A 14,692-nucleotide genomic window follows, 5' to 3' on the forward strand; every position below is an offset into this window, starting at 1 on the left:
ACGACAGCCGTGGCGGTGGCGACCGTGGCGGCTTCCGTCGTGACGACAACCGTGGTGACGGCGGGTTCCGTGGGCGCGACGACCGCGGCCGTGGCGGACCGCGCCGCGACGACAGCCGTGGCCGTCCCGGCGGCGGCTTCCGCGGGCGCGACGACCGTGGCGACGACCGCCGCGGCGGTGGCCGCTTCCGGGACGAGCGGGACCGTGACCGCGAGCCGATCAAGCGGCTGCCGATCCCGGACGACGTCACGGGCGAGGAGATCGACAAGGATGTGCGGCAGGAGCTGATGAGCCTGCCGAAGGGACTCGCCGAGGACGTCTCCAGGAACCTGGTGATGGTGGCCCGGCTCATCGACGAGGACCCCGAGGGCGCGTACGGCTACTCCAGGGTCGCCCTGCGTCTCGCGTCGCGTGTCGCCGCGGTCCGGGAGGCGGCCGGCTTCGCCGCGTACGCGAACCAGAAGTACAGCGAGGCGCTCGCCGAGTTCCGCGCCGCGCGGCGTATGACCGGCACCGTGGACCTGTGGCCGGTGATGGCGGACTGCGAGCGCGGTCTGGGACGCCCCGAGAAGGCGCTCGACATGGCCGGGGCCCCCGAGGTGCAGAAGCTCGACAAGGCCGGCCAGGTCGAGATGCGGCTCGTGGCGGCCGGTGCGCGGCGGGACATGGGCCAGCTCGACGCGGCCATCGTCACGCTCCAGAGCCCCGAGCTGGCCTCCCACTCCGTCCAGCCCTGGACCCCGCGCCTGCGGTACGCGTACGCCGACGCGCTGCTCGCGGCCGGACGTGAGGGTGAGGCACGCGAGTGGTTCGCCAAGGCCGTCGAGTCCGACAAGGACGGCAGCACCGATGCCTCCGACCGGCTCGCGGAGCTCGACGGCGTCGAGTTCGTGGACGCGCTCGACGAGGACCGGATCGGGGACGGGGCCATCGAGGTCGTCGAGGACGATGTCACCGAGGACCGGGGCGCGACCGAGGACGAGGGCGAGGGCGAGGACGAAGGCGAGGGCGAAGGAGAAGCCGAGGACACCGGCGGTCTGAAGGACTGAGTCCTTCGGGAGTCGTGACAGCGCACGGGCGGGATCCCCGACGGGATCCCGCCCGTGCGTGTTGCCGTGCCGGAGGGGTCAGCGGTCGAGCGTCCGCAGCACCAGGCCCGACGCCGGCTTCGGCCCGAAGGACGTCGACTTGCGGGGCATCGTGACGCCCTGGCTCGCGAGGTCGCGTACGACCTCCTCGCGGACCGGGTGCATCAGGACGGCCGTGCCGCCGTCGAGCTCCGCCTTGGCGACCGTGGCGGCGGTGTCGTGGATGTACGTGATGTGCTCCGGGACGTCCGGGATCCGCCAGACGTGGTCGAGGAGCGTGGCGTGCAGGACGGTCGCGTCGAGGGTGCGCCAGGCGTCCGGGCGGTCCGCCGGGACCGTCCGGGCGAGGAGGTCGGGCGAGGGGCGGTCGACCAGGTGGAAGGTGCCGTCGCCCGCCAGGAGGAAGGCGTTCCCCTCGGCCGCCGCCGCGGAGAGGACCGGGAGCGCCTCGGACAGGGACCCGCCGACGGGGCGTATGCGGAAGGAGTCGCCCAGGGCGGCGAGCGCCTTCTGCACCGGGAGCTGGTGCAGGAGGCGGTGGATCGCGCGGACGCGGAGCGGATGGCGGGCGGTGTCGACCAGGAGCACCAGGCCGTGGTCCCAGGGGCTGGGGGAGGGGTGCTCCGCGCGAAGGCGCAGACAGGTCGCCCAGCGGTGGTGGCCGTCCGCGATGAGCGCCTGGCGGGCGGCCAGGTCCGCGCGCACCTCGGTGAGGTCGGCCGGGTCGGTGACGGCCCACAGGCGGTGGCTGAAGCCGTCCTCCGTGGTGGTGGAGAACAGCGGCGGGCGCTCGGTGGTGCGCTCGACGACGGCCGTCGCACCGGAGGCGGAGCCGTCGCCCCGGTAGGTCAGCAGCAGGGGTTCGAGGTTCGCGGAGGTGGCCCGCATCAGGGCCGCGCGGTCCGCGACGACATGCGGCATGACGTCCTCGTGCGGCAGCACCACGCCCTCGGACGGCTCCGACAGCCGCAGGGCCCCGATGACGCCCCGCTGGACCGTCCCCTCGTCGTCCAGTTGCTCGTAGACGTACAGGGCCGGTTCGGGGTCGATTCTCAGGACGCCCTCGGAGATCCAGCGGTGCAGGGTGGCCGCCGCCCGTTCGTTGCGGGTGCCGGGTGTGGTGGCCTGCGGCAGGATCAGACGGACGATGTTGTGCGGGTCCGCCGATTCGAGGTGGAGCAGACCGTCGGGCCGTACGACCACGTCGTACGGCGGGGATGTGACGGCGGACAGGCTGCCGACCCGGTCGGGGTCGTAGCGCAGGCCCCGGAACGGGGTGAGGTCAAGGCCCATGCGTGCCGGTACGTCCGCGGTACCTGCAGTGTTCATTGATGCATCGTAAGTGTGTCCGTGCCATGGGAGATGATCGGGGAAAGGGATCGAACGAGGAGCGATGCGTAATGAGCCAGACCGCGAGGACGTGCCCTGCCGCCAGTGACCGGACCCTGAACGAGGCGTACGACACGGCGCTGCTCGACCTGGACGGGGTGGTGTACGCGGGCGGGCAGGCCATCGCGCACGCCGTCGAGTCGCTCGGCACGGCCCACACGGGCGGGATGCGTCTCGCGTACGTCACGAACAACGCGCTGCGGACGCCCGACAGCGTGGCGGAGCACCTCACGGAGCTGGGCATACCGACGCAGGCGCAGGAGGTCATCACCTCGGCCCAGGCGGTGGCCCGGCTGATCAGCGAGCAGTTGCCGCAGGGCGCGCGCGTGCTGGTGATCGGCGGGGAGGGGCTGCGGGTCGCGCTGCGCGAGCGCGGGCTGGAGCCGGTCGAGTCGGCCGACGACGAGCCGGCGGCGGTCGTGCAGGGCTTCGGCGGGCCCGACCTGCCCTGGGGGCGCTTCGCGGAGGCCTGCTACGCCATCTCGCGCGGGGTGCCGTGGTTCGCGTCCAACACCGACCTGACGATTCCCGGTGCGCGCGGCATCGCCCCGGGCAACGGGGCGGCGGTGGAGGTCGTACGGATCGCCACGGGCGCCGAGCCGCAGGTGGCGGGCAAGCCGCTGCCGCCGATGCACCGCGAGACGATCCTGCGGACCGGGGCCGAGCGGCCGCTGGTCGTCGGGGACCGGCTGGACACGGACATCGAAGGCGCTTTCAACGGCGAGGTGGACTCATTGCTCGTGCTGACCGGGGTGACCGACGGGGCGCAGCTCCTCGCCGCGCCGCCGCAGCACCGGCCGACCTACGTCGACGCCGACCTGCGGGGGCTGCTCACCGGGCAGCCCGAGGTCGTCGGGGCGGGCGGCGGGTTCCGGTGCGGGGGCTACACCGCGACGGCCGGCGCCGGGGAGCTGGAACTGGAGGGTGCGGGCGAGCCGATGGACGGGCTGCGCGCGCTGTGCGCCGCCGCCTGGACGACGGCCGGGGACGGGACGTGCGAACTGGACGGCAGCAAGGCGCTGGCCCGGCTGGGGCTCTGACACGGCACGGCCTGCGGATCCGGGGCACGAGCACCGCGCAGGTCGCCGCCCGTGCGGACTGGACCCGCTTGCAAGTTAGGCTAACCTAACTGCGTGTTGGTCGACAGTCCCCCCGAACCGCGCGCGGAGACCGCCCCCGCGCCCCCGAACCGCCGGGCGATACGGGCCGCAGGGCTCCTCCTGTCCCTCGCCGTGCTGGTGCTCGTCGCCGTGGCGAGCATCGCCGTCGGTGCGAAAGAGCTGTCCCTGGAGCAGGTCTGGCACGGTCTGTTCGAGGACTCGGGCACGTACGGCGACGTCGTGGTGGGTGAGCGGCTCTCGCGTACGGTCCTCGGGCTGCTCGCCGGAGCCGCGCTGGGGCTCGCCGGGGCCGTGCTCCAGGCGCTCACCCGCAATCCGCTCGCCGACCCCGGGCTGCTCGGCATCAACGCGGGAGCGTCCGCCGCGGTCGTCACGGCGATCACCTTCTTCGGTGTCACCTCGCTGAACGGCTACGTGTGGTTCGCCTTCGGCGGCGCGGCAGCCGTCGGGGCGCTGGTCTACTTCCTCGGCGGCAGCCGGGGCGCGACGCCCGTGCGGCTCGCGCTGGCCGGCACCGCCGTCAGCGCCGCGCTCTACGGCTATCTCCAAGCCGTGATGATCATGGATGAGGCGGCGCTGGGCAGGATGCGCTTCTGGACGGTCGGCTCGCTGGCCTCCGCCACCGACTCCGTCGTCCGGCAGGTACTGCCGTTCCTGGCCGCCGGTACGCTCCTCGCGCTGGCGCTCGCCCGGCCGCTCAACGCGATGGCCATGGGCGACGACACCGCCCGGGCGCTGGGGGCGCACCTGAACCGCACCCGCGCGCTGTCCATGGCCGCCGCCACCGTGCTGAGCGGGGCCGCGACCGCCGCCTGCGGGCCGATCGTCTTCGTGGGGCTGATGGTCCCGCACGTCGTCCGCTCCTTCACCGGGCCCGACCTGCGCTGGATCCTGCCGTACGCCACCGTGCTGTCGCCGGTGCTGCTGCTCGGCGCCGACGTCGTGGGGCGGCTGGTCGCGCGGCCCGCGGAGCTCCAGGTCGGCATCGTCACCGCGGTCCTCGGCGGTCCGGTCTTCATCTTTCTCGTACGACGGCGGAGGACGGCGCAGCTGTGAAGGCCCCACACGACGAGGCCGACGGGCGGTCCCGCCCCGTACCGGCCGGGCGCGAGCAGGAGGCGCGGGCGGTTTCCGGGCGGGGCTCCCGTGCCCGCACGGTCCGCACCGGCGGCGGGCTGTCGGTCCGTGTCGACGTCCGCGCGTCCGCGGTCGTCGTCCTCCTGCTGGTGGCGGCGCTCACCGCGAGTGTCGTGCTCATCGGCACCGGCGACTTCCCGATCCCCGCCGGTGACGTCCTGAGGACGCTGCTCGGCGACGGCGACGCGGGCCAGGAGTTCATCGTCAACGAGCTGCGGCTGCCGCGCGTCCTGGTGGGGCTCCTGGTCGGTGCCGCGCTCGGGCTCGGCGGCGCGCTCTTCCAGGCGGTCTCCCGCAATCCGCTGGGCAGTCCGGACGTGCTCGGTCTCGGGCAGGGCTCGACGGCCGGCGCGCTCGTGATGATCGTGCTGTTCTCCGGGAGCGCGACCCAGGTGACCGTCGGGGCACTGGCCGGCGGTCTCGTGACCGGTCTGGCCATCTATGTGCTCGCCTGGAAGAAGGGCGTGCACGGTTACCGGCTGGTCCTGGTCGGTATCGGTGTCTCCGCGATCGTCACGGCCGTCAACGGCTATCTGATCACCAAGGCCGACCTCGTCGACGCGACCCGCGCCGTCGTCTGGATGACCGGCTCCCTCAACGGCCGCGACTGGTCCCAGGTCTGGCCGCTGCTCGGCCTGTGCGCCGTCCTGGTACCGCTGGTCCTCGGCAACGCGCGCGCCCTGCGGACGCTGGAGATGGGCGACGACGTGGCGTACGCGCTCGGGGTGCGGGTGGAGCGGACGCGGCTGGTGCTGATGGTGGCCGCCGTGCTGCTCACCGCGTCCGCCACGGCCGCCGCGGGCCCGGTCGGCTTCGTCGCGCTCACCGCCCCGCAGCTCGCCCGGCGCCTCACCCGCTCCCCGGGGCCCAACCTGGTACCGGCGATGTGCATGGGCGCCACCCTCCTGGTCGTCGCGGACTGGGCCTCGCAGCGGGCCTTCGGGGCCGACCAGCTGCCCGTCGGCGTGGTGACCGGGGTCCTCGGCGGCGTCTACCTGCTGTGGCTCCTGGTCACCGAACGGAGGGCGGGCCGGATATGAACGCCGCCGGCAGTACGGGTACGGGCTCCGGCGACGGGCCGCACATGACCACCCGACCGCACACGACCACCCGACCGCACACGACCACCCGAAGGAGCGCCGTGGACCGCCTGTCCGCCGAGAACGTCACCCTCGCCTACGACCAGCGGGTCATCGCCGAGCAGCTGTCGGTCGGGATACCGGACAACTCCTTCACGGTGATCGTCGGCCCCAACGCCTGCGGCAAGTCCACACTGCTGCGCGCGCTGTCCCGCATGCTCAAACCGCAGCGGGGCCGGGTGCTGCTGGACGGGCATGTCATCCAGTCGATGCCCGCGAAGAAGGTGGCGAGGACGCTCGGGCTGCTCCCGCAGTCGTCGATCGCGCCCGACGGGATCACGGTCGGCGACCTGGTGGGGCGCGGCCGCTACCCGCACCAGGGGCTGCTGCGCCAGTGGTCGGCCGAGGACGAGCGGATCGTACGCGAGTCGATGGCCTCGACCGGGGTCGCCGAGCTCGCGGACCGGTACGTGGACGAGCTCTCCGGGGGGCAGCGCCAGCGCGTGTGGATCGCCATGGCGCTGGCCCAGCAGACCCCGCTGCTGCTGCTCGACGAGCCGACGACCTTCCTCGACATCCAGCACCAGATCGATGTGCTGGACCTGTGCGCCGAACTGCACGAGGAGCGGGGCCGGACCCTGGTCGCCGTGTTGCACGACCTCAACCACGCCGCGCGGTACGCCACCCATCTGATCGCGCTGCGCGACGGGTCGGTGATCGCGCAGGGGGCGCCGGCGGACATCGTCACGGCCGAGCTGGTCGAGGAGGTCTTCGGGCTGCGCTGCCAGGTCATCGAGGACCCGGAGACGGGTACGCCGCTGGTGGTGCCGGCGGCGCGGAGGTCCCGCACGGCCGCCGCGCCCGTGGCCGTCGCCGAGGGGTAGACGGGCGGGGCCGGGGGGCGTCAGAGCAGTTTTCTGAGGCGCATCAGGTCCCGCAGGCCCGCCTCCAGCTTGACCCGGCCCGAGCCCCATGCCTTGGCGAAGTGCAGCTCGCCGCCGACCATCGCGACCAGGTCGTCGCCGGTCATGGCGAGCCGGATCTCCGCCTTCCCGGGCGGCGGACCCTCGACCGTGTCGAGCACCACGATCCGGCCGCCCTGGAGCCGGCCGACGAAGGTGACGTCGAGGTCGGTGACGTGGCAGCTCAGGGAGCGGTCCAGGGCGGCCGCGCTCCGTATGTCGCCGTCCGCGCCCGCCATGGTGTCCGAGAGTGTGTCGAGCGCGCTGCGGCACTCCTGTGTGGTCGCCATCGTGATCGACGGTACCGCAGTGCTTCGGGGTAGCGTCGGGGCATGAGCGAGTCCACGGCCGGACCGGAGACCGGATTCCGGGCGGAATCCGACGGTTCGGAACCCTTCCGGGCAGAGGCGGCAGAGGCGGCAGAGGCGGCAGAGGCGGGCGGCACGGTCGCGTCCGGCGGCCGTCCGGAGGAGCGCGACCCGGCCGCCCCCGCCCCGCTGCACGTGCCGCGCACGCCCACGGGGGAGGCCGGGGTCGACGGTCTGCTCGGCCGGCTGGCCGACGCGGACCACCTCCCCACGGACGGCCACGTGGACGTGTACGAGGATGTGCACCGGGGGCTGCGCGACGCGCTCACCGCGCTCGACGCCCGCCCGGGACCTCCGGTGCCCCCTGGCCCGAACAACAGGAGCTGAACCGAACGTGGCAGGAGTGGCACGACGCCGCCTCGACGCCGAACTGGTCCGGCGCAGACTCGCACGCTCGCGCGAGCACGCCGGACAGCTGATCGCCGCCGGGCGGGTCACCGTCGGCAAGAACCTCGCGACCAAGCCCGCCACCCAGGTGGAGACCGCGGCCCCCATCCTGGTCGCGAAGGACGACGACGACCCGGACTACGTCTCGCGCGGCGGCCACAAGCTGGCCGGGGCGCTGGAGGTCTTCATGCCGCTCGGCCTGGTGGTCGAGGGCCGGCGGGCCCTGGACGCCGGGGCCTCGACCGGGGGCTTCACCGATGTGCTGCTGCGCGCGGGCGCCGCGCGGGTCCTCGCCGTGGACGTCGGCTACGGGCAGTTGGCGTGGTCCCTCCGGAGCGATGAACGCGTCACCGTCAAGGACCGTACGAACGTACGCGAGTTGACGTTGGAGGCGATCGATGGGGAGCCGGTGGATCTTGTTGTCGGTGACTTGTCCTTCATCCCGCTCGGCCTGGTGCTGCCCGCCCTCGTGCGGTGCGCGGCGCCCGGTGCCGACCTGGTGATGATGGTCAAGCCGCAGTTCGAGGTGGGCAGGGAACGGCTGGGGAGCGGCGGGGTCGTCCGCAGCCCCGAGCTGCGGGCGGACGCCGTGCGCGGTGTGGCCCGGCAGGCGGGGGAACTGGGGCTCGGGGTGGCGGGTGTGACGGCGAGTCCGCTGCCCGGACCCGCGGGGAACGTCGAGTACTTTCTGTGGCTGCGTGCCGGGGCACCCGCACCGGACCCGGCCGACATCGACCGTGCAGTGGCGGAGGGGCCGCGTTGACCGACACCCGATCTCGAACTGTTTTCCTGCTCGCCCACACCGGACGGCCCGCGGCCATCCGCAGTGCCGAGCTCGTCGTCGAGGGGCTCCTGCGCTCCGGGCTCGGCGTACGGGTCCTGCGGGCGGAGGCGGCCGACCTGCCGCTGCCGCCGACCGTGGAACTCGTCGAGGAGGCGACCCCTGAGTGCCTCGACGGATGCGAGCTGCTGATCGTCCTCGGCGGGGACGGCACGCTGCTGCGCGGCGCCGAGTTCGCCCGTGCCTCCGGGGTGCCGATGCTCGGCGTCAACCTGGGGCGCGTCGGCTTCCTCGCGGAGGCCGAGCGCGACGACCTCGACAAGGTCGTCGACCGGGTGGTGACGAAGGCGTACGAGGTCGAGGAGCGGATGACCGTCGACGTCGTCGTGCACAGCAACGGCGACGTCGTGCACACGGACTGGGCGCTCAACGAGGCCGCCGTGCAGAAGGCGGGGGCCGAGAAGCTCCTGGAGGTCGTCCTGGAGATCGACGGGCGGCCCGTGACCGGCTTCGGCTGCGACGGCATCGTCTGCGCGACACCGACCGGGTCGACGGCGTACGCCTTCTCCGCGGGCGGTCCCGTGGTGTGGCCGGAGGTCGAGGCGCTGCTCATGGTGCCGATCAGCGCGCACGCCCTGTTCGCCAAGCCGCTGGTGACCTCGCCGAACTCGGTGCTGGCCGTGGAGATCCTGCCGCACATCCCGCCCGGGGTCCTGTGGTGCGACGGCCGGCGCACGGTCGAGCTGCCGCCCGGCGCCCGGGTGGAGGTCCGGCGCGGGGCGGTGCCGGTACGGCTGGCCCGGTTGCACCACGCGTCGTTCACCGACCGGCTCGTCGCCAAGTTCGCGCTGCCGGTGGCCGGCTGGCGGGGCGCCCCGAACTGAGCCGGGTCACCGGGCCGCTCCACGGAGTCACATCACGGAGTCGCGCCGCGCGCGGGGTGCGCGCGGCGCGGAGTTCCGTGCCGGGAGGGCCGGGAGGGCCGGGAGGGCCGGGAAAGCGCGGGAAGAGCACCGCATTCACGAAGAAGGCGGGTATTTCGGCCGGACGGGGTGGCTGCCGGGAGTGACCTCGGGCAGCGTGGATACCTGGACGTTTGTGCAGGGACTGGGGCGGCGTCGCGCCGGGCGGGAGAAACCTCGTATGGTCATGTCCGTGTTGGAGGAGATGCGGATACGGTCGCTCGGAGTCATCGACGACGCGGTTGTCGAGCTGTCGCCCGGCTTCACCGCCGTGACCGGCGAGACCGGCGCGGGCAAGACGATGGTGGTCACCAGCCTGGGCCTGCTCCTGGGCGGGCGCGCCGACGCCGCCCTGGTGCGGATCGGGGCGAAGAACGCGGTCGTGGAGGGACGGATCTCCGTGCCCGCGGCCTCCTCGGCGGCCCTGCGGGCCGAGGAGGCCGGTGCGGAGCTGGAGGACGGAGCCCTGCTCATCAGCCGTACCGTCTCCGCCGAGGGCCGTTCGCGCGCGCACCTCGGCGGGCGTTCCGTGCCGGTGGGGCTGCTGGCCGAGCTGGCCGACGACCTGGTGGCCGTGCACGGCCAGACCGACCAGCAGGGGCTGCTCAAGCTGTCCCGGCAGCGGCAGGCCCTCGACCGGTACGCGGGCGACGCGGTCGCCGTGCCCCTGGAGAAGTACTCGGGCGCCTACCGGCGGCTGCGCGCCGTCTCCACCGAGCTGGAGCAGATCACCACCCGTGCGCGGGAACGCGCCCAGGAGGCCGACATGCTGCGCTTCGGGCTCGACGAGATCGCCGCGGTGGAACCCAGGGCGGGCGAGGACGCGGAGCTCGCGGCCGAGGCCGAGCGGCTCGGGCACGCGGAGGCGCTCGCGTCGGCCGCCACGGTCGCGCACGCCGCCCTCGCGGGCAACCCCGAGGACCCGGAGGGCATCGACGCCACGACGCTCGTCGCGGGCGCGCACCGGGCCCTGGAGGCCGTACGGTCCCACGACGCGGCCCTCGGCGCGCTGGCCGGCCGCATCGGGGAGATCGGGATCCTGCTGGGCGACGTGGCGGGGGAGCTGGCGGGCTACGCCGACGACCTCGACGCGGATCCGCTGCGGCTCGCCGCGGTGGAGGAGCGGCGTGCCGCGCTCACCGCGCTGATCCGCAAGTACGGCGAGGCCGGCGAAGGCACGGCCGCCGTGCTGACCTGGGCCGAGCAGGGGGCCGCGCGCCTCCTGGAGCTGGACGGCGACGACGAGCGGATCGGCGAACTCACGGCCGAGCGGGACGCGCTGCGGGCCGAGCTGGGCGGTCTCGCGCAGGCCCTCACCGACGCCCGTACGGAGGCCGCCGACCGCTTCGCCGCCGCGGTGACCGCGGAGCTGGCCTCGCTCGCCATGCCGCACGCGCGCGTGTCGTTCGAGATCCGGCAGACCGAGGACCCGCAGGGCGTGGAGGTCGGCGGACGTCCGGTCGCGTACGGGCCCGCGGGCTGCGACGAGGTCGAACTGCTCCTCGCGCCGCACCCGGGGGCGCCGCCGCGGCCCATAGCGAAGGGCGCGTCCGGCGGTGAGCTGTCCCGGGTCATGCTCGCGGTCGAGGTCGTCTTCGCGGGTACGGATCCGGTGCCCACGTACCTCTTCGACGAGGTCGACGCCGGTGTCGGCGGCAAGGCGGCCGTGGAGATCGGCCGGCGGCTCGCGAAGCTCGCCAGGAGCGCGCAGGTCGTCGTCGTCACCCACCTGCCCCAGGTGGCCGCCTTCGCCGACCGGCAGCTGCTGGTCGAGAAGACGAACGACGGGTCGGTCACCCGCTCCGGGGTGAAGGTCCTGGAGGGCGAGGAACGCGTCCGCGAGCTGTCCCGGATGCTGGCCGGTCAGGAGGACTCGGAGACGGCACGGGCACACGCGGAGGAGCTGCTGGCGACGGCCCGCGCGGACGGGTAGACGGCCGGGCGCCGGGCGGCCGGGCCGGGATGTGCGGTCGTCGGGTGCACTCCGTGCGATCCGAGGGGCGCGAAGGGGGCGTGAGCGGGGGCTCGTCAGGGGTGACGCCCGCCCCCGACTGCCTGTGCGCATCGCTTGGTCCTCACTCGTGTGAGTGACCGCCCGCATCCTGCCCGTGTCCCGCCGCGCACCTTCCGTCGCAGAGGCCCCACGGTCGCCCCGTGGTCGCCCCGCGGCGGTCCCGCGGCGGCCCCGCGGTGGTCGGCAACCCGGCCCCGCCCTGGCATCCTTGGACCGGGACGAGCGGCCCACCCCTCACCGCCCGCTCCTTCTGTACGTTCCTTCGTGACCGCCCGACGCCGAACCAGGAGCCCCGGCCACGTGAGCCACGTGAGCAGCCACTCACCGAACGGGCACGCACCGCCCGGACAGTCGCCGCTGCGCACCGTCCAGGTGCTCGGCGGGGGCGGCGCCGGCAGCTGTGTCCACGTCCGGTCACTGGCCTCGGGGCTCGTCGCACGGGGCGTGCGGGTCACGGTGTGCGCCCCGGCCGCGGCCGACCACACGTACGGCTTCAGCGGCGTCGGCGCCGAGCACGTACCGGTACCCGGGCGCCACGGCCCCGCCTCGGTGACCGCGCTGCGGGCGGCCTGCGCGGACGCCGACCTGGTGCACGCGCACGGTCTGCACGCCGCGCTGCGGGCCGCGCTGGCACTCGGCGGACGGCGCGTCCCCCTGGTCGTCACCTGGCACACCCGTCCGTCCGCCGAGGGCGCGCGGGCGCGTCTGCTGCGCGTGCTGGAGCGGCGCGTGGCGAGGACCGCGTCCGTGGTCCTCGGAACCTCCTCCGACCTCGTGGACCGGGCCCGCAGCAGGGGAGCGCGGGACGCGCGGCTCGCCGCGGTCGCGCTGCCGGCCCGGCGCGGGCCCGCCGCCGCGGGCGAGGACCCCGACCGGCTGCGGCCCAAGGCCCGTGCCGAACTCGGCGCGATCGGCCGGCCGCTGCTGCTGGCCGTCGGATCCCTCGACCGGTACCGGGGGTACGACACGCTGCTGGACGCCACGCGCGCGTGGCGGGGGCTCGATCCCGTGCCGCTCCTCGTGGTCGCCGGGGAGGGACCGCTGCGCGGCGGACTCCAGCGGCGCGTCGAGGACGAGGAACTGCCCGTCCGCCTCATCGGCCGGCGGGACGACATCGGGGACCTGCTCGCCGCCGCCGATCTCGCCCTGCTGCCCGGCAGCCCGGAAGCGCGTCCGGTGCTCGCCCAGGAGGCCCTGCACGCGCGCGTGCCCCTGGTCGCGGCCGCCACCGGCTCCGTCCGCGAACTCGTCGGGGACGCGGCCGAACTCGTACCGCCCGGCGACTCCGGGGCGCTCGCCGCGGCCGTCGTCGGCCTGCTCGCCGACCCCGGCCGGTGCGAGCGCCTCAGGGACAGGGGCACGGTCCAGGCGGCCACCTGGCCGACCGAGGACGAGACGGTGGCCCAGGTCCTCAGCGTGTACGACGAGCTGACCAGGCCGCTGCCGCTGCCGTAGCGCCCGGGACCCCGGCGGGGCGGGAGCCGGCGTACCGCCCGCCCCCGCCCGGCCCGTCAGCCGCCGTACGCCCCCGACGCCGTCAGGCGCAGGGCCGTGTCGATCAGTGGCACGTGGCTGAACGCCTGCGGGAAGTTGCCCACCTGGCGCTGCAGCCGCGGGTCCCACTCCTCCGCGAGGAGACCCAGGTCGTTGCGCAGGGCCAGCAGCTTCTCGAAGAGCTTGCGGGCCTCGTCCACCCGGCCGATCATCGCGAGGTCGTCCGCCATCCAGAACGAACAGGCCAGGAACGCGCCCTCGTCGCCCTCCAGACCGTCCACGCCCGCGTCCTCGCCCGAGGTGGGGTAGCGCAGGATGAAACCGTCCGTGGTGGACAGCTCGCGCTGGATGGCCTCGATCGTGCCGATCACGCGCTTGTCGTCCGGCGGCAGGAAGCCCATCTGCGGGATCAGCAGCAGGGAGGCGTCCAGCTCCTTCGAGCCGTACGACTGCGTGAACGTGTTGCGCTCCTTGTCGTAGCCCTTCTCGCACACGTCCCGGTGGATGTCGTCGCGCAGCTCGCGCCACTTCTCCAGCGGACCGTCCGCGTCCCCGGCCTCGATGAGCTTGATCGTGCGGTCCACGGCGACCCAGGCCATCACCTTGGAGTGGACGAAGTGCCGGCGCGGGCCGCGCACCTCCCAGATCCCCTCGTCGGGCTCGTCCCAGTGGTCCTCCAGGTAGCGGATCAGCTTCAGCTGGAGCAGCGCGGCGTAGTCGTTGCGGGCCAGCCCCGTCATGTGGGCGAGGTGCAGGGCCTCCGTCACCTCGCCGTACACGTCCAGCTGGAGCTGGTGCGCGGCGCCGTTGCCGACGCGCACGGGGCCGGAGTTCTCGTACCCCGGCAGCCAGTCGAGCTCGGCCTCGCCCAGTTCCCGCTCACCCGCGATGCCGTACATGATCTGCAGGTTCTCGGGGTCGCCCGCCACCGCGCGCAGCAGCCACTCGCGCCAGGCGCGCGCCTCCTCGCGGTAGCCGGTGCGCAGCAGCGACGACAGCGTGATCGCCGCGTCCCGCAGCCAGGTGTAGCGGTAGTCCCAGTTGCGGACCCCGCCGATCTCCTCCGGGAGGGAGGTCGTCGGGGCGGCGACGATGCCGCCGGTGGGCGCGTACGTCAGCGCCTTCAGCGTGATCAGCGAGCGGACCACGGCCTCGCGGTAGGGCCCGTGGTACGTGCACTGCGCCACCCAGTCGCGCCAGAACTCCTCGGTGGCCTCCAGGGACTGCTCCGGCTCGGGCAGCGGCGGCGGCTGCTTGTGCGAGGGCTCCCAGGAGATGGTGAACGCGATCCGCTCGCCCGGCGCGACGGTGAAGTCCGAGTACGTCGTCAGGGCCTTGCCGTACGTCTCGCACTCGGTGTCGTACCAGACGGAGTCGGGGCCCGCGACGGCCACCGTCCGCCCCTCGTGCTTGTGCACCCACGGCACCACGCGCCCGTAGGAGAACCGCATCCGCAGCGCGGAGCGCATCGGCACGCGGCCCGACACGCCCTCGACGATGCGGATCAGCTGGGGGGCGCCGTCGCGCGGCGGCATGAAATCGGTCACGCGGACCGTGCCGCGTGAGGTGTCCCACTCCGATTCCAGGATCAGGGAGTCGCCGCGGTAGCGGCGGCGGACCGCTCTGGGCGGTTCGGCGTCGGCGGGGTGCGCCGGGCCGAGCCGCCAGAACCCGTGCTCCTCCGTGCCGAGCAGTCCCGCGAAGACGGCGTGGGAGTCGAAGCGGGGCAGGCACAGCCAGTCCACCGTGCCGTCCCTGCAGACCAGCGCGGCCGTCTGCATGTCTCCGATAAGTGCGTAGTCTTCGATGCGCCCGGCCACGTGCAACTCCAGTCGAACGGCCACGTCGCCCCCGAGGGGGCGGTCGCTCTTGCGGTCAGAGGATCATTGGTAAAGCTTCTTCGCGGAACG

The 14,692-nt window shown here is 73.9% G+C and carries 13 protein-coding genes; 10 read left to right on the plus strand and 3 right to left on the minus strand.

The annotated features are described in order from the left end of the window. The first annotated feature begins 272 nt into the window (after positions 1 to 272). Positions 273 to 1,049 (plus strand): tetratricopeptide repeat protein, encoded by a 777-nt coding sequence (locus KM933_RS33405; RefSeq protein WP_221359556.1) that lies wholly within the window; start codon positions 273 to 275, stop codon positions 1,047 to 1,049. A 78-nt stretch (positions 1,050 to 1,127) separates the two neighbouring features. On the opposite strand, the gene KM933_RS33410 is transcribed toward KM933_RS33405, so the two are convergent. Then, the gene (locus KM933_RS33410; protein ID WP_221359458.1) at positions 1,128 to 2,417 is read right to left on the minus strand and encodes a DUF1015 domain-containing protein; all 1,290 of its coding nucleotides are present in this window, start codon (positions 2,415 to 2,417) and stop codon (positions 1,128 to 1,130) included. Positions 2,418 to 2,488: 71 nt separating this feature from the next. Here KM933_RS33410 and KM933_RS33415 point away from each other — a divergent pair, with 71 nt between their 5' ends. The 4 genes from KM933_RS33415 to KM933_RS33430 all read left to right on the plus strand — a co-directional run bounded on the left by KM933_RS33415 (position 2,489) and on the right by KM933_RS33430 (position 6,698). Continuing rightward, the gene (locus tag KM933_RS33415; RefSeq protein WP_221359460.1) at positions 2,489 to 3,517 is read left to right on the plus strand and encodes an HAD hydrolase-like protein; all 1,029 of its coding nucleotides are present in this window, start codon (positions 2,489 to 2,491) and stop codon (positions 3,515 to 3,517) included. A 93-nt stretch (positions 3,518 to 3,610) separates the two neighbouring features. Continuing rightward, positions 3,611 to 4,654 (plus strand): FecCD family ABC transporter permease, encoded by a 1,044-nt coding sequence (locus tag KM933_RS33420; protein WP_221359462.1) that lies wholly within the window; start codon positions 3,611 to 3,613, stop codon positions 4,652 to 4,654. Between the two features lie 119 nt (positions 4,655 to 4,773). Further along, entirely contained in the window at positions 4,774 to 5,775 is a 1,002-nt protein-coding gene (locus KM933_RS33425; RefSeq protein WP_260334541.1) for a FecCD family ABC transporter permease, read from the plus strand. A 44-nt stretch (positions 5,776 to 5,819) separates the two neighbouring features. Beyond that, on the plus strand, positions 5,820 to 6,698 hold the full coding sequence (locus tag KM933_RS33430) for an ABC transporter ATP-binding protein (protein ID WP_221359488.1): 879 nt from the start codon (positions 5,820 to 5,822) through the stop codon (positions 6,696 to 6,698). A gap of 20 nt (positions 6,699 to 6,718) precedes the next feature. Here KM933_RS33430 and KM933_RS33435 read toward each other — a convergent pair whose 3' ends face one another. Beyond that, positions 6,719 to 7,066: an SCP2 sterol-binding domain-containing protein gene (locus tag KM933_RS33435; RefSeq protein ID WP_221359490.1), complete on the minus strand. Its 348-nt coding sequence runs from the start codon at positions 7,064 to 7,066 to the stop codon at positions 6,719 to 6,721. A 42-nt stretch (positions 7,067 to 7,108) separates the two neighbouring features. Between KM933_RS33435 and KM933_RS33440 the strand changes: the two genes are divergently transcribed. From KM933_RS33440 to KM933_RS33460, 5 genes are all read left to right on the plus strand, one after another. After that, on the plus strand, positions 7,109 to 7,471 hold the full coding sequence (locus KM933_RS33440) for a hypothetical protein (protein WP_221359499.1): 363 nt from the start codon (positions 7,109 to 7,111) through the stop codon (positions 7,469 to 7,471). Between the two features lie 7 nt (positions 7,472 to 7,478). After that, positions 7,479 to 8,294: a TlyA family RNA methyltransferase gene (locus tag KM933_RS33445; protein ID WP_221359501.1), complete on the plus strand. Its 816-nt coding sequence runs from the start codon at positions 7,479 to 7,481 to the stop codon at positions 8,292 to 8,294. Then, positions 8,291 to 9,196: an NAD kinase gene (locus tag KM933_RS33450; protein ID WP_173894682.1), complete on the plus strand. Its 906-nt coding sequence runs from the start codon at positions 8,291 to 8,293 to the stop codon at positions 9,194 to 9,196. The genes KM933_RS33445 and KM933_RS33450 overlap by 4 nt, the downstream gene beginning before the upstream one ends. 259 nt (positions 9,197 to 9,455) lie before the next feature. Continuing rightward, the gene (gene recN, locus KM933_RS33455; RefSeq protein ID WP_221359503.1) at positions 9,456 to 11,207 is read left to right on the plus strand and encodes a DNA repair protein RecN; all 1,752 of its coding nucleotides are present in this window, start codon (positions 9,456 to 9,458) and stop codon (positions 11,205 to 11,207) included. A 381-nt stretch (positions 11,208 to 11,588) separates the two neighbouring features. Then, positions 11,589 to 12,743 (plus strand): glycosyltransferase family 4 protein, encoded by a 1,155-nt coding sequence (locus KM933_RS33460; protein WP_221359505.1) that lies wholly within the window; start codon positions 11,589 to 11,591, stop codon positions 12,741 to 12,743. A gap of 56 nt (positions 12,744 to 12,799) precedes the next feature. Here KM933_RS33460 and KM933_RS33465 read toward each other — a convergent pair whose 3' ends face one another. Further along, positions 12,800 to 14,602: a glycoside hydrolase family 15 protein gene (locus KM933_RS33465; protein WP_221359558.1), complete on the minus strand. Its 1,803-nt coding sequence runs from the start codon at positions 14,600 to 14,602 to the stop codon at positions 12,800 to 12,802. Positions 14,603 to 14,692 lie beyond the last annotated feature (90 nt).

The sequence above is a fragment of the Streptomyces beigongshangae genome (assembly GCF_019710745.1).
Classification (GTDB): Bacteria; Actinomycetota; Actinomycetes; order Streptomycetales; family Streptomycetaceae; genus Streptomyces; species Streptomyces beigongshangae.